General features: G+C 58.5%; 17 protein-coding genes. 11 read left to right on the top strand and 6 right to left on the bottom strand.

What is annotated here, in order from left to right:
* Window positions 1-140: 140 nt before the first annotated feature.
* From minE to A15D_RS11375, 4 genes are all read right to left on the bottom strand, one after another.
* Complete coding sequence (minE, locus tag A15D_RS11390; RefSeq protein ID WP_022984237.1) at window positions 141-392, bottom strand: cell division topological specificity factor MinE; 252 nt, start codon at window positions 390-392, stop codon at window positions 141-143.
* A gap of 2 nt (window positions 393-394) precedes the next feature.
* Entirely contained in the window at window positions 395-1210 is an 816-nt protein-coding gene (gene minD, locus A15D_RS11385) for a septum site-determining protein MinD (RefSeq protein WP_022984238.1), read from the bottom strand.
* Between the two features lie 30 nt (window positions 1211-1240).
* Window positions 1241-1966: a septum site-determining protein MinC gene (gene minC / locus A15D_RS11380; protein ID WP_102792033.1), complete on the bottom strand. Its 726-nt coding sequence runs from the start codon at window positions 1964-1966 to the stop codon at window positions 1241-1243.
* 384 nt (window positions 1967-2350) lie between these two features.
* A complete protein-coding gene (locus A15D_RS11375) occupies window positions 2351-4807 on the bottom strand; it encodes an acyl-CoA dehydrogenase (RefSeq protein WP_102792032.1) in 2457 nt (818 codons plus the stop codon).
* A gap of 208 nt (window positions 4808-5015) precedes the next feature.
* On the opposite strand from A15D_RS11375, the gene A15D_RS11370 reads away from it, so the two are divergent.
* The 4 genes from A15D_RS11370 (at window position 5016) to A15D_RS11355 (ending at window position 8439) form a co-directional block, all read left to right on the top strand.
* On the top strand, window positions 5016-5885 hold the full coding sequence (locus A15D_RS11370) for a tetratricopeptide repeat protein (protein WP_102792031.1): 870 nt from the start codon (window positions 5016-5018) through the stop codon (window positions 5883-5885).
* A gap of 325 nt (window positions 5886-6210) precedes the next feature.
* Window positions 6211-6549, top strand: coding sequence for a P-II family nitrogen regulator (locus A15D_RS11365; protein WP_022984242.1), 339 nt, complete (start codon window positions 6211-6213; stop codon window positions 6547-6549).
* Between the two features lie 13 nt (window positions 6550-6562).
* Window positions 6563-7849, top strand: a complete 1287-nt coding sequence (locus A15D_RS11360) for an ammonium transporter (protein ID WP_102792030.1) — start codon at window positions 6563-6565, stop codon at window positions 7847-7849.
* Window positions 7850-8052: 203 nt separating this feature from the next.
* Window positions 8053-8439, top strand: coding sequence for an SCP2 sterol-binding domain-containing protein (locus tag A15D_RS11355; protein WP_022984244.1), 387 nt, complete (start codon window positions 8053-8055; stop codon window positions 8437-8439).
* Between the two features lie 79 nt (window positions 8440-8518).
* Here A15D_RS11355 and A15D_RS11350 read toward each other — a convergent pair whose 3' ends face one another.
* Window positions 8519-9082 carry an NTP transferase domain-containing protein gene (locus A15D_RS11350; protein ID WP_102792029.1) on the bottom strand — a complete coding sequence of 188 codons (564 nt, stop codon included), beginning with the start codon at window positions 9080-9082 and terminating at the stop codon, window positions 8519-8521.
* Window positions 9083-9172: 90 nt separating this feature from the next.
* Here A15D_RS11350 and A15D_RS11345 point away from each other — a divergent pair, with 90 nt between their 5' ends.
* The 6 genes from A15D_RS11345 to A15D_RS11320 all read left to right on the top strand — a co-directional run bounded on the left by A15D_RS11345 (window position 9173) and on the right by A15D_RS11320 (window position 14635).
* Window positions 9173-11122, top strand: coding sequence for an ATP-dependent DNA helicase (locus A15D_RS11345; protein WP_022984246.1), 1950 nt, complete (start codon window positions 9173-9175; stop codon window positions 11120-11122).
* Entirely contained in the window at window positions 11119-11793 is a 675-nt protein-coding gene (gene tsaB, locus A15D_RS11340) for a tRNA (adenosine(37)-N6)-threonylcarbamoyltransferase complex dimerization subunit type 1 TsaB (RefSeq protein WP_102792028.1), read from the top strand. The genes A15D_RS11345 and tsaB overlap by 4 nt, the downstream gene beginning before the upstream one ends.
* The gene (locus A15D_RS11335; protein WP_022984248.1) at window positions 11790-12227 is read left to right on the top strand and encodes a thioesterase family protein; all 438 of its coding nucleotides are present in this window, start codon (window positions 11790-11792) and stop codon (window positions 12225-12227) included. Before tsaB ends, A15D_RS11335 begins: the two co-directional genes overlap by 4 nt.
* A 62-nt stretch (window positions 12228-12289) precedes the next feature.
* A complete protein-coding gene (locus A15D_RS11330) occupies window positions 12290-13087 on the top strand; it encodes an undecaprenyl-diphosphate phosphatase (protein ID WP_102792027.1) in 798 nt (265 codons plus the stop codon).
* A 4-nt stretch (window positions 13088-13091) separates the two neighbouring features.
* The gene (locus A15D_RS11325) at window positions 13092-13820 is read left to right on the top strand and encodes a class I SAM-dependent methyltransferase (protein WP_233192209.1); all 729 of its coding nucleotides are present in this window, start codon (window positions 13092-13094) and stop codon (window positions 13818-13820) included.
* Window positions 13821-13939: 119 nt separating this feature from the next.
* Window positions 13940-14635, top strand: a complete 696-nt coding sequence (locus tag A15D_RS11320; protein WP_158245803.1) for an outer membrane beta-barrel protein — start codon at window positions 13940-13942, stop codon at window positions 14633-14635.
* A 63-nt stretch (window positions 14636-14698) separates the two neighbouring features.
* Here the strand turns inward: A15D_RS11320 and plsB are convergent, their stop codons facing one another.
* Complete coding sequence (plsB, locus tag A15D_RS11315; RefSeq protein WP_102792025.1) at window positions 14699-17164, bottom strand: glycerol-3-phosphate 1-O-acyltransferase PlsB; 2466 nt, start codon at window positions 17162-17164, stop codon at window positions 14699-14701.
* 187 nt (window positions 17165-17351) lie between these two features.
* On the opposite strand from plsB, the gene A15D_RS11310 reads away from it, so the two are divergent.
* A complete protein-coding gene (locus A15D_RS11310; RefSeq protein ID WP_233192208.1) occupies window positions 17352-18224 on the top strand; it encodes a Dyp-type peroxidase in 873 nt (290 codons plus the stop codon).
* Window positions 18225-18242 lie beyond the last annotated feature (18 nt).

Genomic DNA, 18242 nt, shown 5'->3' with positions numbered 1-18242 from the left:
GGAGGTGAACCCTTTAATGGGGCGCAGGAGAGGTGGGTGTTGATCTACCCCGGGTGTCAGCCAGGAAAGCTAATCTTGGGAGTGAAAGTGCCGGAGGCGAATCGCGTTGCGATCCGCCTCTGGCACTTTTTCGGGCGGGTTCAGCCCTCGGGGAGCGTGATGTTCAGTTCGAGAATCTCGCAGCCGGATTCACGGTCCAACTGGATGTTCACGGCATCCTGATCCACCGGGACATACTTGCGCACCACCTGCAGCAGTTCTTCCTGCAGCTGCGGCAGGTAGTCAGGTCCACCGCGGGTGGAGCGCTCGCGGGCAACGATGATCTGCAGGCGTTCCTTGGCCACTGAGGCCGAGGTCTGCTTCTTCGGCAACAGATAACTGAAAATACTCATGATCAGCCCCCAAACAGACGGCCGAACAGACCTTTCTTGTTAACGGTGGTGAAACGGTGCGGTAGCTGGTCGCCAAGGAATCGGGCAACGGCGTCACTGTAGGCCTGGCCTGCATCGGAGTCGGTGTCCAGAATCACCGGGCTGCCGGCATTACTGGCATTGAGAACCGCCTGGGATTCGGGCACCACGCCGAGCAGTTCAATAGCCAGAATTTCCTGCACATCTTCCACTGACAGCATCTCGCCTTTTTCGACCCGTTCCGGTGAATAGCGGGTCAGCAGCAGGCGGGCAGGGATGTCCCCTTTGCCTTCCTCGGCGTGCCGGGTCTTGCTGGCCAGAATACCGATCATGCGATCAGAGTCGCGCACGCTGGAGACCTCCGGGTTGGTCACTACCACGGCTTCGTCGGCAAAGTATGCTGCCATCAGCGCACCTTTCTCGATACCGGCAGGGCTGTCGCAGATGATGTAGTCCATCTGCATGTCTTCGCGCAGGGCACGGAACACGCCTTCAACGCCTTCCTGGGTCAGCGCATCCTTGTCGCGGGTCTGGGAGGCAGGAAGGATGAACAGGTTGTCCACCTTTTTGTCCTTGATCAGTGCCTGCTTGATGTTGGCATCACCATTGATCACGTTGACCAGGTCGTAAACCACCCGGCGTTCGCAGCCCATGATCAGGTCCAGGTTGCGCAGGCCCACATCAAAATCAATCACGGTTGTCTTGAAACCACGCAGGGCTAGCCCGGTTGCCAGTGCGGCGCTGGTGGTGGTTTTGCCGACGCCACCCTTGCCGGATGTCACGACCACGATCTTTGTCACGCTCTTCTCCTTCGCTGTCTTCCCTGAGCGCTATTTCAGCGCGGTAAAATGCATTGCCTCGCCCTGCAGGGACAGGTGCACAGGCTGGTTTCGGTGTGCATCGGGCAGGTCTTCGGCTACCCGATAGTGGCCAGCAATGGAGACCAGTTCGGCATTCAGTTGCTGACAGAAAATCCGTGCGCTGCTGTCGCCACGCACCCCGGCAAGGGCGCGGCCGCGCAGGTTGCTGTATACGTGGATATTGCCTTCGGCCATGAGTTCCGCGCCGGTGCTTACCGGGGCGAGAACAATCATGTCGCCGCGGCTGTAGACCTGTTGACCGGAACGCACCGGTTGCTCGACCACCATGGTTTCCACTCGTTCTGACTGTTGGCTGGCGCCTTGAGCGCTGGTGTCAGCGACGGGCTCGGTGCGGCGGGGGACATCCCGGCCACCGGCCAGACTGAGGGTGCCCAGACCGAGTGTGCTGGCGGTGTCGATGTCGATGCGGTCCGTGCGCGCCAGCGCGACCAGATTCACTCCCAGGTTACGCAGCGTATCCACGGCCGGCATCAGATTGACGTGGTCGATCTCCAGATCGCTGTGTATGTCGATCACCACCGGCGCTTCCTGAAGCCACTGGGCGGCGTCCTCAAGGCGCTGGCTGATTTCCTGGTGTAGCTGGCTGGCATCCAGTGTGCGGAGCTGAAGGACCGTCATCATCAGCATGCGGCCCTTGAATTCGATTACCGATTTTTCTTCGACGACTGCTGTCATTCCTGACCTGTAGATCCTGGGGGCGAGGCGCGTTGTGCGCGGGCGAGGCCCGGTGGGGCAGAATTGGGCAAAGCCTAGACCAAAGCCGCGATCCGTAAAAGCGCCAAATGGGTGATATGAATGTTAAATCTTTCTGTCACGGGGCTGACACGGAATTAACTGCTGGAAAAACCAGCAATTTGAAACATTGAGCGGCCTGTTGGCTTTTTGTGAAAGTGTGAGCTGGTTGGAATTTGAGCAATTCGGGTGGCAAGGGCGAGCTTGGTGTTGCGAAGGCCTTGCTGAGCGGGGGCTGGGCCCTGGCTTAAAACCCGCTTCTCGAGACTCGACACTCATAGCGGAAAAAAACAGGCGGAGCAGCACAGTGCTCCGCCATCATGGGCTCTACATTATTGGCCGCTCTGCATGTACTTTCACCTTCTTCAGGTTTTTGTCGAAGGCATCGGTGAGCAGGCAGTCATAGCGCATGGCGTCGTACTCATTAACCGCCTCAACCTGGTCCTCACTGATAATGCCTTTGCTGGCGGCATCCTTGAGTTTCTCGAGGACGCTATTACCGTCCAGTTGGCCCTTACCGTCCGCCTTGAGGAAGGCCAGCCAGGCCGGTTCCACTTCCAGCAGCTTGTTATAGGTGGCTTCCACACGACCAATGGCATCGTCCGGGTCACTCGGAATGTAGGCCGGTTGAGCCAGCGCATCACGTACCGAGCTCGGTGACATGATCATCTCGCCGAGGGTGCGGATCTGCTCGTCGCCCGGTGCCTGAGCCTTGCAGGGCCGGCCAAACGGGAAGAACAGACGCTTGAGTACATGGCCAATGCCATAGAAACCGAAGTTCCGGTAGAACGCTTCCAGCGAGTTGTGGGCAAGGCTGAATGCGCGACGCAGGGCGTAGTGCGCGTGGGCATCATTGGCCTCGTCACGGGGCAGGGTAGCGTGGTACTTGAGAATGGCACAGGCAATCAACAGCTGGCTGTGAACATCACCCAGGCGCGCGGAAAGCAGCTCGCGGCGCTTGAGGTCTCCACCCAGCAGGGCCAGGGCCACGTCAGAGGTGCTGGCCAGCACCGCGCTGTAGCGATTGATCAGGCGGTACCACGGGGCGCTGAAGGCATCGGCGTTGGCCGGTGCGTCAGAGAGGTAAGTGCCCAGCAGTGCCTGAAAGACGGCGCTGCTCATATTGCCCAGAGTATGGCCGGCATGGGCGAAGAACAGCCCGTCAAATTCCTGCAGCCCTTTTTCCTTGTCTTCTGCCTGGATGGCCTGCAGTTCCTCATACAGGTAAGGATGGCAGCGCATCGCCCCCTGGCCGAATATCATCAGTGAGCGGGTCAGGATATTGGCACCCTCTACGGTGATCGCGATGGGTGTAGATTGATACGGCAGCACCAGGAAGTTACGCGGCCCCAACTGGATGCCACGGCCACCGGCAATGTCCATCCCATGGTTGATCAGGTCCCGCATCATTTCGGTGGAGTGATACTTGGCCATGGCGGTGACCACCGACGGCGCGCCATCCTCCAGCGAGCGGGTTACCAGGTGGCGGTAGGCTTCCAGTGTATAGGCGATGGCCGCCACCTCTGCAGAGGCTTCCTGCACCCCTTCAAATTCGCCTACGGCAGTGTTGAACTGGCGACGGATACGGCCAAACGCCCCGGTCATGCGGTAGCCCATCTCGCCACTGGCGGTGGCCAGAGCAGGCAGGGAAACACCGCGCCCGGCGCCGAGACACTCAATCAGCATGCGCCAGCCTTTGCCGGCCATTTCCGGCCCGCCAATGATGGCGTCCAATGGCACAAAGACATCCTTGCCGTTGATCGGCCCGTTCATGAACGGGGAGCCCGGGTAGTGACGGCGACCGATTTCCACGCCTTTGGTGTTGGCCGGAATCAGCGCACAAGTGATACCGAGTTCGTCTTCCTCTCCCAGCAGGTGTTCCGGGTCGTAGAGTTTGAAGGCGAGCCCGACCACCGTGGCGACCGGCGCCAGGGTAATCCAGCGTTTGGCGAAGTTCAGGCGCATGCCCAGCACTTCCTTGCCGTCGATCTTGCCCTTGCAGATCACCCCGGTGTCGGGAATGGCGCCGGCATCGGAACCGGCCTCCGGGCCGGTGAGGCCGAAGCAGGGGATTTCGTCACCCTTGGCCAGGCCCGGTAACCAGCGGTCTTTCTGTTCATCCGTTCCGTACTCAGCCAGGAGCTCGCCGGGACCCAGGGAGTTGGGCACCATGGCGGTGACGGCGGCAGTCAGGGAGCGGGTGGCGATCTTGCTCATGATACGGCTCTGGGCATAGGGGCTGAATGCCTTGCCGCCGTACTCCTTCGGAATAATCAGGCTGAAGAAGCCCTTGTGTTTGAGGAAATCCCAGACCTCTTCAGGCAGGTCCTTGAGTTCATGGAAAATCTGCCATTCGTCCAGCATGTCACACAGTTGCTGGACCTCGTTATCGATGAAGGACTGCTCTTCTTCTGTAAGGGGGGTGAAGTTGATGTGGGAAAACTTCTCCCAGTCCGGGCGGCCGGAAAAGAGGTCTGCCTCGAACCAGGTGGTCCCGGCTTCAATCGCCTCGCGTTCGGTGTCACCGATGGCGGGCATGACTTTGCCCAGTGCGTTATAAACCGGTTTGGAGATAAATTTCTGACGCAGGTCCACGTGGTTGATCACGGCCACGCCAGCGGCAAGCAGGATCAGAGAAAGGGGGTGGACAAGCCAGGGGGCGAGAAAAGCGCTTAACAACCAGACGACAACAAAAATTCCGCTGCCAACACCTCGGCTCACCTGCTGGTAGAACAGGGTCATGAGGGTGGCAATCAACACAACAATAGCCAGAAGGCTAAGCATGGTGGTCTCCTTTGCCTGAGTGAATACTATCCAGCGTACTCATTCGCCATGCAGGCAACGTGAAGCCCCCAGCGGGCGACCGAAGCAGCTCCAATGGCGAGCAATCAGTCTAACCCGTCGGGGCGGCAAGGTGCACAGCATTTAACCGGATTTTATTGGTTGATTACCTTACAATTGCGCGCAATTAACGGAATCTGGGAGTCTTTGCGTGCAGCAGAACAGCTACATCTTTGAAGCCACCGAACAGAACATTCAGCAAATCCTGGAGCAGTCGCGGCAGATACCGGTGATTGTCGATTTCTGGTCTGCTCGCAGTCAGCCCAGCCAGCAAATGGCACCGGTTCTGGACCGCCTGGTTAATGAATATCAAGGCAAGGTCCTGTTGGCGCGCATCAATGTGGATGAGCAGCCCATGCTCACCAGTCAGTTTGGCGTGCAATCCCTGCCCAGCTTGAAACTGGTGTTCCAGGGGCAGTTGGTCAATGAACTGGACGGCCCACAAACCGAAGCCGGGTTGCGAGAGTGGCTGGCCCCCATCGTTGATCCCGAGGCCGCCGAAGCGCAGCAAGAAGAGGGCTTTATCGAACAGGTGCGGATGGCCATTGAGGCTGGCCATGGCGAGCAGGCGGAAGCCGCTCTGCGGCAGACCTTGCAACAGACGCCGGACAAGCACGCCATTCGCGCGCTACTGGTGGAATACTTGCTGGGTCAAGGGCAACTGGATGACGCCCAGTCAGTGTTGGCGGAAGTGACCGAGGATGCCGAGCCGCTGCGTCCGTTCCGAGCCCGTTTTGCCTTGCTTGAAAAGCTGGAAGGGGCAGGGCAGAGCCTGAAGGATCTGGAGGCGCGGATTGCTGCCAGCCCCACAGCAGAAGACCTCTATGCCCATGGTCTGCAGGCGGCGGCTGCCGGGCAGTTCAAGGCGGGTCTGGAATCGTTGTTGGTATTGCTTCGTGACCACCGTGACTACAAGGATGGCGTAGCACGCAGCGCATTGCTGGAAGTGTTCGAGTGCCTGCCCAAGGGTGACCCGCTGGCCAGCGAATACCGTCGCAAGATGTTCAATTACCTGTACTAGGCATGTTTCTCTCAGGCGCAACTGTCTCCGGTTGCGCCTGATATTGGTGCTTTTCCGATCCCTGACTACTGTGATGCCCGCCCGGCAGCACCAAAATGCCCCATCGGGCCTCCTTCTTTCCTTGTTTGTGTGCATTATTGTGGTGCGAGATGTGATTTATTGCTCGCATATAGTGCAGCCAGAATCCTTTTCTTCCCTAACCTATTGTTTTTCTGTTGTCTGTTAAGTGGCCTGATTCTTGTATGCCCTTATGCGGTGCATATTTCCGACACGGGTTTGTGTTGGTGCATTCACGTTGAGGATTGATGAGGATCAGGAGACAACCATGAAAATGCTGACTGCGGTAATCAAGCCGTTCAAGGCTGAGGACGTGCGCGATGCGCTGGCTCAGGTGGGTGTTCAGGGGCTGACGATTACCGAGGTGAAGGGCTTCGGTCGTCAGAAGGGGCATACCGAGCTGTATCGAGGCGCCGAGTATGTGGTGGATTTCGTGCCAAAGGTAAAGCTGGAGCTGGCGGTACGTGAAGACCAGCTCGATCAGGCCATTGAGGCCATCATGAAGTCCGCCGGGACCGGCAAGATTGGTGACGGCAAGATCTTCGTGAGCGATCTGGAGCAGGTTATTCGTATTCGTACCGGGGAAACCGGTCAGGAAGCCATCTAAAGGGGAAGGACTGATGAAAAAACTGTTTGCTGTACTGTTAACGCTGCCTTCCTTGGCGATGGCGGAAGGCCTGGATACCGGCGATACCGCCTGGATCCTCACTGCTACCGCGCTTGTGTTGTTCATGACGTTGCCAGGTCTGAGCCTGTTCTATGGTGGTTTGGTGCGTAGCAAGAATGTGCTGTCGGTGCTGATGCAGTGTTTTGCAATTACCTGTGCCGTGTCATTGGTGTGGCTGATTGCCGGTTACTCGCTGGCCTTTTCCGATGGCGGCAGCATGAATGCCTGGATTGGCGGGCTGCAGCATGTGTTCTTCGACGGCATTACCCGCGACAGTCTGGAAGGGACTCTGCCAAAAAGCCTGCATGGTCTGTTTCAGATGACCTTTGCGATTATCACGCCCGCCTTGATCATCGGTGCCTTTGCCGAGCGCATGCGCTTTGGTCCCATGTTGGCGTTTTCGGTGCTGTGGTTGCTGGGGGTCTACATTCCGGTTTGTCACTGGGTGTGGGGCGGCGGCTGGCTGGCTCAGCTGGGGGTGTATGACTTTGCGGGCGGTATCGTTGTCCACATTACCGCCGGTGTGGCGGCGCTGGTGGCGGCCAAGGTGCTGGGTAACCGCAAGGGCTTCCCGACCCAGGGCATGATGCCGCATAACATGACCATGACGGTGACGGGCGCAGGGATGCTGTGGGTCGGCTGGTTCGGCTTCAATGGGGGCTCTGCGGTTGCGGCCAATGGTGATGCCGCCATGGCCATGCTGGTAACACACATTTCCGCTGCTGCAGGCTCGCTGGCCTGGATCACCATGGAATGGAAGAAATTCGGCAAGCCCTCCGCACTCGGCATCGCCACCGGTATGGTTGCCGGGCTGGGTACGATTACCCCGGCATCGGGTTTTGTTGGTCCGGCCGCGGCACTGGTGATTGGTCTTTCTGCTGGTGTGATCTGCTTCTATGCGGTGATTTTCATCAAACACAAACTCAAGATCGACGATTCTCTGGACGTCTTCCCGGTGCATGGGGTCGGCGGTATTCTCGGTACCTTGTTTGCCGGTGTGTTTGCGTCCACTGAACTGGGGCTGTTCTCCGGGTACGGTTTTGCCAAGCCCGAGTACACCATGCTGGACCAGCTTGGTGTCCAGGCGCTGGGCGTGGTGGCAACCTTCGTTTACACCGCGATCGTGACTTGGGTGTTGCTCAAGCTGGTTGGGCTGTTCTCGACGCTTCGTGTTGACGGGGATGAGGAAACCCAGGGGCTGGATATTGCCCTGCACGAGGAACGGGGTTACGACCTCTGATTCTGCCCCGTGGCAGACAGAAAAGACCCGGCCCTGCGCCGGGTTTTTTTGTCCCTATCAGAGCACAGAAGGGCTATTGCCACCCCCCGGGGCTTTGTATAAGGTACGGGTAAGTTTCGAACGCTCGTTTGAATTGGCTGCGTGTAACCTGCCCTGTAACGAGATGGCGTCGAAGCCATAACGATAGTTAAGGAGAGATAAGAATGAGCCTGGAATTTCTGTCTGACGAGTGGTTTGCAAAAGTTAAGGAACTGCGTGACGGTGCTGGCAACGTTGAGGCCCCGGCTGCCCTGGCGGACCTGGTGATCAACATCACCGTGTCTGCTGACGGCGGTGACAAGGAGCTGGCCCTGGTGGGTGGCATGATCGAGGAAGGCCATCACGCTGATGCGCCGACCACCATGATTCTGCCGGCCGATCTGGCCAAGCGCATCTTCATCGAAGGTGACCAGTCTGCTGGCATGCAGGGCTTCATGAGTGGCCAGATTCGCATCGAAGGCGACATGAGCAAGCTGATGGCGCTGCAGACTGCTCAGCCGTCTGCGGATCAGGTTGCCCTGATGAAGCAGATCCAGGACGTGACTGCCTGATTCTTTCGGTAGTTAACACCTGACAATGCCCGCCTCGTGCGGGCATTGTTGTTTTGGGTCATGGGCTTTCAACAGCCTGCTAGGGGGCAGGGCTGTCTGTCAGTCGCTGCGCATGATTCAGGTTTTGCAGCGGGGTGCCGACCGCCACGGGCTGTACTGCCAGAGTCTCCAGCCAGCCATAGGCGCTGCGTCCACCGTTGTCGAGATAGTCCGTCAGAGAGGTGCGCCACTGCTGCGCGTGCAGAGACAGGCACAGGGGCTGGCGTCGTATCGGGTCCTGGGCCACGCAGACATGTCCAATGGCCGCCTTGGCCAGCAGATCTGCGGCCATGGAGGCGGGAGGCTGAAGCAGGTCGCAAGGCAGGCACAGACATAGCCCCTCGCAGGCCTGGAATGCTGCTTCCAGCCCGGCCATGGGCCCGGGGAAATCCGGCCGCAAGTCTTCCACCACCTGATCTGCCCACTGCCGGTAGAGCGCCTGATTACGATTGGCGCTGATCACGACCCGCTGCGGGCGAGGCGCAAGATGCTCCAGTAGATGGGCAATCAACGGCTTGCCATCCACCTCAAGCAATCCCTTGTCGGCCCCCCCGACCCGAGAGCCTTTACCCCCTGCGAGAATAATGAGTGTGTAGTCATGCATGGCGTGTGTCCGTTGGGTTCCGCCCGTGAATCGGCTATGCTCTGCGGCCGTGCCATGGCCTGTTGGCACGCGCCGAATCCAGGATAATACGTGAAGAGTGCCCGTTCCCATCTTACCGACTTGAGCCGTTTTGCGCCGCTGCTACCGGGCTATCAGCCCCGTGAGCCCCAGCTGCAAATGGCTGACGCGGTGGAAAACACCATTGGTGGGGGCTCCACCTTGATGGTAGAGGCGGAGACCGGCACCGGCAAAACCCTGGCTTATCTGGTACCCGCATTGCTTTCTGAAGGCCCTACGTTGGTGTCAACGGGGACCAAAAGCCTTCAGGACCAGTTGTTTTTCAAAGACCTGCCATTGGTGCGCAAGGCATTGGGATTGCCCCGCAAGGTGGCCTTGCTGAAAGGGCGCGCCAACTATCTATGCCCTTATCGTATGGAGCTCCATCAGCAGGAAGCCCGTTTTCTTACCCGTGAAACTGCTGAGCAAATGCAGGTGGTCGCACACTGGGCCAAGCGGACCCGTACCGGTGATATCGCTGAATTGCAGCAACTGCCAGAAGATGCGCCGATCTGGCCGTGGGTCACCAGCACCGCCGATAACTGCCTGGGCACGGAATGCCCCAGTTATCAGGATTGCCCCTTGATGAAAGCCCGCAAGGAAGCCCAGGAAGCCGATCTGGTGGTGGTCAATCATCACCTTTTCTTTGCTGACGCGGCCTTGCGGGGGAGTGGTGCTGCCTCGGAATTGTTGCCCAGCGCCAATACGGTGATCTTTGACGAAGCCCATCAGCTTCCTGAAATTGCGGCGGCGTTCTTTGGCGATACCCTGAGTACCCGACAGGTGCAGGAGCTTGGCCGTGACAGTCTATCTGAAGCGGGGCATACGGCCGCGGATCTTGCTCGCTTGAACCAGCTGGTTGCCGCAGTTGACAAGGGCTGTATGGACCTGCGCCTGAGTCTGGGGGAGATGGAGCGGCGAGCACCCTGGTCGGAAGTGTGCGAGTCCGATGCGGTGATTGAAGCGGGCGATGCCCTGCTGACTGCGCTGCGTGAGCTGGAAGTCTTTTTGGGGCCTCTGGCCAAGGCCAGCCGTGGCATGGAGGCCTGTGCCCGCCGGGCCAGTGAGCAAGTGGATTGTCTGGCGGCTTATCTGAAGGGAGACCAGCCTAACCGGGTCTACTGGTTTGAAACCTTCAAGCGAACGGCGGTGCTGCACAGCACACCTTTATCGGTGGCCGCCCAGTTGCGGGCCCAACGCGAGCGCCATCCTTGCAGCTGGATTCTCACGTCGGCCACCTTGTCGGTGGGAGGGCGGTTTGAACATATCCAGAAACGGTTGGGGTTGGATAGCGCCGATACCCTGCGGTTGGAAAGCCCGTTCGATTTCAAGAAGCAGGCGGTGTTTTATGCGCCAGAAGGGCTGCCGCCTCCCCAGGACCCGGATTATACCCGTCAGCTCACCGAGCAGATGATTCCGGTAATCGAGGCGGCCGGCGGTCGCACTTTTTTCCTTTTTACCAGTCACAGAGCATTGCGTGAGGCGGCTGCTATCCTGCGCACCCGTTTGGAATATCCGTTGCTGGTGCAAGGTGAGTCCGGGCGGCGGGAGTTGCTGGAAACCTTTCGCGAGAAAGGCAATGCGGTGCTGCTGGGCACCAGCAGCTTTTGGGAAGGCATTGATGTCCGCGGTGAAGCGCTAAGTTGCGTTATTATCGACAAGTTGCCCTTTGGCTCGCCCGGCGATCCGGTAGCCGCTGCGCGAATTGAGCACATCAACCGTAATGGCGGCAATGCGTTTCGCGATTATCAGTTGCCTCAGGCGGTGCTGGCTCTGCGCCAGGGCGCGGGGCGTCTGATTCGGGATCCGAAGGACACCGGGTTGTTGGTGGTGGCTGACCCGAGGTTGCTGACCAAAAGCTACGGCAAGTTGTTCGTCAACAGCCTCCCGAACATGACCCGCACCCGCAAGCTGGATGTGGTGAAGCGATTTTTCGATTACCTGGCCCGGCAGGGGCAGGAGACAGAACAGGCACAATCATGACGCGAATTCTTGCCCTGGAAACAGCGGGCGAAACCTGCTCCGTGGCACTGCTGGATGGCAGTGAGGTGCTGGAAAAATTTGAAATGGCACCACGCAAGCAAACCGAGCTGGTGCTGCCCATGGTCGAGTCGTTGCTGGCGGAAGCCAGTGTGTCGCTGGCGCAGCTGGACGGCATTGCCTTTGGCCACGGCCCCGGCGCGTTTACGGGTGTGCGAGTGGCGGCGGCGGTGACGCAGGGGTTGGCGTTTTCAGCGGACCTGCCGGTGGTTGGGGTGTCGACGTTGGCTGCCTGTGCCTTGAGCGTGCAGACCCTGGCGCCCAGCCCGAAGGTGATTGCGGTTTTTGACGCGCGCATGGGAGAGCTCTATCTCGGTGCCTATCGGGTTGAAAACGGCAAGCAGGCAGTCGTGCTTGAGGATGGCCTGTTTCGCCCGGATGCGTTACCCGAACTGGACGGCGACGACTGGCTTATCGCAGGCTCTGGACTGGTACACGAGGAAGCATTGCTGGCGCGCTATGGCGCAAGCCGCTGCATTCCTGACGCCCACCCCCATGCGCAAGCGGTAGCGGTGCTGGCATTATCTAGCTTTGAGCGTGGCGAAGGCGTCAGTGCTGATCTGGCACAGCCGGTTTACCTTCGCGACCAGGTGATACAGGGAGCTGTTCGATGAGTAACTGGGATCTGCCCAACGTCCATGTGCTGGATGTGACCGTGCCTGCTGAAGCCATTGATGTCATGGGGCATGTAAACAATACCGAATACCTGCGCTTCATGGAGCAGATCGCCTGGCACCATACCACCGTGCTGGGGCTCGGTTGGGATCTCTACCAAAAGCTCAATCGTGGCATGGTCGCCCGCCACACCGAAGTGGAATACCTGGCGCCAGCCTTCGAAGGGGAAAAGTTGCAGGTGGGAACCTGGATTATCGAGAATGATCAGCGAATCAGCATTACCCGTCGCTACCAGATCATTCGCGAATCTGATGGCGTGACCCTGTTGCGAGGCAAAACCCGCTGGGTCTGTGTCGCTCTGGATTCTGGCAAACCGCGGCGCATGCCCCCTGAGTTTTTACAGGGCTACAAGGTAACCGCCAGCGAAAAATAAATGCATGGCATGTCTCTGGCATGCCTGCTGATCTTTCCTAATTGTAGTAGAAAGGATTTTCCATGGATTGGTTTCAGGCACTGGTGCTGGCCCTTATTCAGGGGCTGACCGAGTTTCTTCCCATCTCCAGTTCGGCGCACCTGATTCTGCCTTCCGAAGTCCTCGGCTGGCCGGATCAGGGCCTGGCCTTTGATGTGGCGGTGCACGTTGGCACCCTGGTGGCGGTAATGGCCTATTACCGGCGTGACCTGCTCGCCATGTTGGGTGGGGCGGGGCAGGCTGTCAGTCAACGACGCATGAACCAGGATCTGAAACTGGCATTGCTGGTGGGGCTTGCCACGGTTCCTGCGGTGGTGTTTGGTTTTCTGGGCGATGACTGGATTGAACGCGAACTGCGCTCGGCGCTGGTGATCGCGATTACCACCTTGCTGTTCGGCGCGTTGCTGTGGCTGGCCGATGCCTATGGCAAGCGCTCCCGGGCGCTCACAACCCTGGGTGTGGCGGGGGCATTGTTGATCGGTTTCGCCCAGGCCCTGGCGCTGATTCCCGGCACGTCGCGCAGTGGTATCACGATTACGGCTGCGCTGGCGCTGGGATATCGCCGCGAGGAGGCGGCCCGGTTTTCCTTCCTGCTGTCCATTCCGGTCATTCTTGGTGCCGCGCTGCTCAAGAGCAAGGATCTGCTGGAACAACAACTGCCCGTGGATTGGGGAATGATGGCCCTGGGAGCGGGTGTCAGTGCAGTAACGGCCTACCTGACCATTGTGTTCTTCATCCGTTTGCTCGAGCGTATCGGCATGCTGCCATTTGTGATTTACCGCTTGATCCTGGGTGTGGCGCTGCTGGCATGGCTGGCCTGACTCGGTGAGTAAAGCGGCACTGGGGTTATTACCGGGTTGCCCGGAGGGGCTACCCGGTCAGGCCGTTGCCGACGAGCTGTCGGCGCAAGCGCAGGGCCATTCACTGGTCATGGGCTGGTATCAGGATGCCCTGGCACTGTGGGTCCCCGGGGGTAAGGAAACGCCGCTCAGCGTGAATTTTACCGATGGCAAGCAAGGCTACCGGCTGAGCCCGGAACGGGTGCGCCACGAGCGCCTGATCAAGGCGCTGGGCAAGCCTCGCGATGACCGTCACCAGATCCTTGATGCGACGGCCGGGCTTGGCCGTGATGCTGCGCTGATGGCGCAGGCGGGGTTTGATGTCACTCTTGTTGAACGCTCCCCTCATATCCATGCCATGCTGGAAGATGGCCTGCGCCGAGCGCCTCCAGCCCTGTCGGCAAAGATGACGCTACTGCCGTGTCAGGACAGTGTCCAGGTACCAGCGGATGTCTGGCATGCCGTGTATCTCGATCCCATGTTTCCTGCCCGCGAGAAAAGCGCCGCCGTAAAGAAAGATTTGCGCTGGCTGCAGGTGTTGTGTGCGTATCCTCAACCGGCAGAAGAAGAGGCCCTGCTTGCCTGGGCGATGTCATTGCAGCCGCACAGGGTCGTTGTGAAACGACCTGGCAAGGCGCCTGATCTGGCCGGTAAAACGCCGGGATTTAGCCAGAAGGGTAAGGCTGTGCGTTTTGATGTTTATCTAATGGGCTAGGAATTTCTCCGGCGCCTTTTCTCCTTCTCTCCATTATTTGATCTGCTCTCCATTTCCTGATGGTCAGTGTGCCAGCAATCGTTGTATTGATAACTGGTTCACTCTTTTTGGAGAAGGCCATGAAGGGGATTTATGTGGGGCTGTTCGCGCTGTCAGTGTCATCCCAGGCGTTGGGGGACGCTTACGTTCGGCTTGGTTATGGGTATTCCGATTTCCGCAGCCAGGAGATGTCCATCAAGCATTACGGTTACGATCAGATCAGCATGGAAAACTACGACCCGGGATCGGACGAACTTGTAGTTTTTAGCGCGGGCTACTTCGTTACACCGCATTTTCGCGCCGAATTGGCCCTGGACATGGGTCTCGGGGACGCGGATACGGATCGGGTGACCTACACGCGAAACAATTCAGTGACCGGAACTGTCACGGCGGATGTTTACAGCCGGGTGTTCATGATGAATGGCTATTTCCACTTTAAGGATGCCCATGCCGGAGGACGCCTTGATCCGTATATCGGCGCTGGTCTGGGCTTGGCGGTAAATCGTTTCGAGGAGGTCAGCACCCGGATTCCCACCACGGGCGCCACGATCAACGACAGCGATGATACGGATTGGGCCATTCGGTTGGGAGGTGGGCTGATGTACTGGTTCTCGGACCACATCAGTACAGACCTGTCGATTTACTACCTGAATGCGGGCTCTGTAACCACGGAAGACCGTGCGTTCAAGCAGGGGGTCAGTGTGCCTTTTTCGGAAGGCATGGAACTGGAACTCGAGAGTTTCAATTACACCCTGGCGTTGTTGTATCGGTTCTGATGTTGCCAGATCGCTGTCAGCGCCCCGTACGGGTAGGGCGCCGACAACGTAAAGGTGAAGGGATCAAGCCTGTAGACGGGTTACCCGCTGGATGGCATCGCTGATGTCGGCGCTGAGAATTCGGCGGGCTTCATCATCCAGCGCTTCCAGCTTGCTATCGAAGAGCAGTTGCCCCGAGTCGTCCGGCGTCACCAGCCCGGTGCTGTATAGCTGGCTGATAAAGTGCTTGAGCACCACCTTGTCGAAGAACTCCGGTGAGTTGAACTCATACAATAGCGACAGCCGCTGAGCGGTCTGGTGTGCCAGCTCGCCAAGCTGGTCTGCGGTCAGCATTCCTGAACCCCGCTGCACCAGCAGGCGAATGGTCAGGTAGTAGCGTTCCAGCGACGGTAGTACGGTTTTGCCCAGGTGGTTGAGCATGTCTGCCTCGTGGGTGTGCAGGGCAGCACCCATCAGGCTGTCACCCTGGCGACGGACAAGCTTGCAGCTCTCCAGCACAGACGCCACATTCTCCACTGCCTGTGACAGTTCTTCACCTTCTTCCCAATGCAGAAAATATTCATTGCGAAGGAAGGGATAGAGCAGATGCACCATGTTTTGCAAGACATCCATACGGATCTCGCGGGCGTTCATCACCAGTGAGCAGACCAGTCCGGGAAGTACAAACAGGTGCAGGCTGTTATTACGCACGTAGGCCATTTGCAGGGCGCTTTTCTGATCGGTCGTGACCACATCTCCGAGCTGGTGCTTGATGCGAATGAGGAAGTCGTTATCCAGCCCGTAGTCGATGATTTCCTGGGCATCAGTGCAGCCTAGTGCCGCCGTCTCGCTGTACGGCGCCAGTTTCAGCAGATCGATGTACAGGCTCAGTTGCTGGTGAAGCTGGCCGATATCCATGGTGTGCTTGGGCGAGGCCAGCAGGGCAAGGCTTAACAAGTTGATGGGATTGGCTACTGCTGCGGCATTGATGGACTCCACCACATCCTGGCCGAGTTCATTCACCACGTGCTTGAACCAGGGAGGATTCTCTGTCGCGCCAAGCGACTCGTTACGCCAGTTCTGGTGATGTTGGTCCAGATAGTCCACCAGTTTGATGGGCTCGCCAAAGTTCACATGGACCTGACCAAAGTAACTGCGTAAGACAGACAGGGATTTCATCAGCCCGAAAATGGATTCTTTCTGTTTCTTTTCGCCGTGCAACTCTCCGATATACGAGCCGGACTCGATCACTTTTTCGTAACCAATATAGACGGGCACAAAGGCGATGGGTTTGCGCGAGTCACGCAGGAAACTGCGCAGTGTCATGGCGAGCATGCCGGTGCGAGGCTTCAGCATCCGGCCACTGCGACTACGCCCCCCCTCGACAAAGTATTCGATAGAGAAACCACGGGCAGTGATCGTGTGCAGGTATTCGCTGAACACACTGGCATAGAGCGGATTATCGCGGAAGCTTCGACGCATGAAGAAGGCACCGCCACGGCGGAGGATGGTGCCCACCACGGGCAGGTTAAGGTTGATGCCTGCGGCAATGTGCGGGGGCACAAGGCCGTTGCGGAAAACCACAAAGGACAGCAGCAGGTAATCGATGTGGCTGCGGTGACAGGGCACATAGATCACCTCGTGATCACCGGCGACCTTGGTCAGGTTGTCCATGTTGTACAACCGGATACCGCCGTACAGCCGGTTCCAGACCCAGTTCAGAAACAATTCCAGGGAACGGATCACCGTGTGGGAATAGTCAGCGGCGATCTCCATCGCGTAACTGCGGGCTTTTGCCTCCAGTTTGTCCTTGCTGACGCCCTGATTTCGGGACTCTTCCTCAATGACGGCCTGAACGGAAGGGTCGTCTACTACGGTGTTGACCAGGGTGCGACGGTGAGAGAGATCCGGGCCAATGGCGGCCTCTTTCTGGCGACGGAAATGGACCCGCAGAATTCTTGATGCCTTGCGTACGGCCTGTTCGTCGGTCTCGCATTCATCCACCAGCTTGCGCAGGGACATGGGGCGACTGAACTGCACATACAGCTGGCGCCCCTGGGTGACGATGATGAAAAATTTCTTGATAAAGCCGGCTGGGGACCAGTTATCTGAAAACAACAGGCGCCAGAATGAACTTTCCTTCTCGGGGCGTCGCCCCCAGAACACTGAGACCGGCACCAGTTGCACATCCGCGCCGGGTGTTGCGCGAAGCGCGGCCACCAGTTTTTCCAACCGCGGAGGGGAAATCGGACTGCGCTGGCGGCGATTACCGAATTGACGACGATAGAGCTGGAAATAGCTGTGGCGAAGGCGCGTCTGCCCCAACGTCAAGCCGCCCAGTGCGGAAGAAAGCCCCAGGCGTCGCGCAGACTGGTCAGCCGCGGCAGCGTCTGATGCCGAGCGTTCGCGCAGCACATAGACCACCGGTGTATTGGGGGCCAGTTGCAGGTCATCCACATTGCCGGGCAGGGCGTTAGCACGTGTACACAAGCGCAAGAAAATGCGGATCAGGAAAAAGGCCAGTCGGTCCAGGCCAAACCAAGGATTCATAGTGGCTATCAGGTGACTAATGTGCGCCAAGTTTAGCGAAAGGGGGCTGGCGCGAACACCAGTGGATATTTCAATTTGTTTCAAATTGGCTGCCAAATGCGCCCTTTTCCCACACTATGGCTACGGGTTAGCGCCGTTGCCTGCTAAAATGCCTGTCGAGCTTACCCGGGTATCCAAGGAGTCGCAGGTGTCTACACCGCAAGCGGGGATCTTCGATCGCAGTTATCAGTACCATCTTTTTTTCGAGCTGAGTCTTGGCAGTGGCCGGGATGAACAGGTCATCCGTAAGGCGTTGGCTGCACTGAATGCCCTGAAAAGCGAGCAGACGCCGGTAATGCTGGCGCTGGGGCCGGAGCTGTGGAGCCGTCTCGACTCTCGCTTCAGCTTTCCGCCTTTTTCCCTTGAGGGGCATGTGCCGGCAACCCAGGGGGACCTGTGGGTCTGGGTACAAGGCAAGAGCCGCAGCGATGTGTTCGATACCGGACTCAAGGTGCGCCAGCAGGTGGATGAAGCGTTCAGTACCCAGCTGGAACTGAACGGCTTTGTCTATCATGACATGCGTGACCTGACCGGTTTTGTGGATGGAATCGGCAACCCCACCGGCGAGAAAGCGGAAAAGGCGACCTTCATCGCCGAACCTCATCCGGGGGCAGGGGGCAGTTGGTTGTTGACCCAGAAGTGGGTTCACGACCTCAAGGCCTTCAACGCGCTGGCCGTGCCTGACCAGGAAAAGGTGTTTGGCCGGACCAAAGCGGATGCGGTGGAGTTCTCCCCGGAAGAGATGCCGGATGATTCCCACGTGGGGCGCACCGATGTGGACCGTGATGGCGTCCCCCAGAAGATGTGGCGCCGCTCGGTGCCCTTTGGCGACACCACTGAACACGGCCTCTACTTCGTGGCCTTTGCCTGCGAGCTTGACCGTCACGATTACCTGCTGCGTCGCATGTACGGTATTGCGGATGATACCGTCCGTGACCGCCTGCTGGACTTCAGCCGGCCGGTAATGAGTTCGTGGTGGTATGTGCCGACGCAGGCGTGGATTGATGGGGTTAGTGAATAGTTAACAGTTAACAGTGAA

The sequence above is a fragment of the Alcanivorax sp. MD8A genome (genome assembly GCF_002888555.1).
Taxonomy (GTDB): domain Bacteria; phylum Pseudomonadota; class Gammaproteobacteria; order Pseudomonadales; family Alcanivoracaceae; genus Alcanivorax.
Note: the sequence above shows the minus strand (reverse complement) of the source record. Positions and strands in the feature narration are given on the sequence as shown.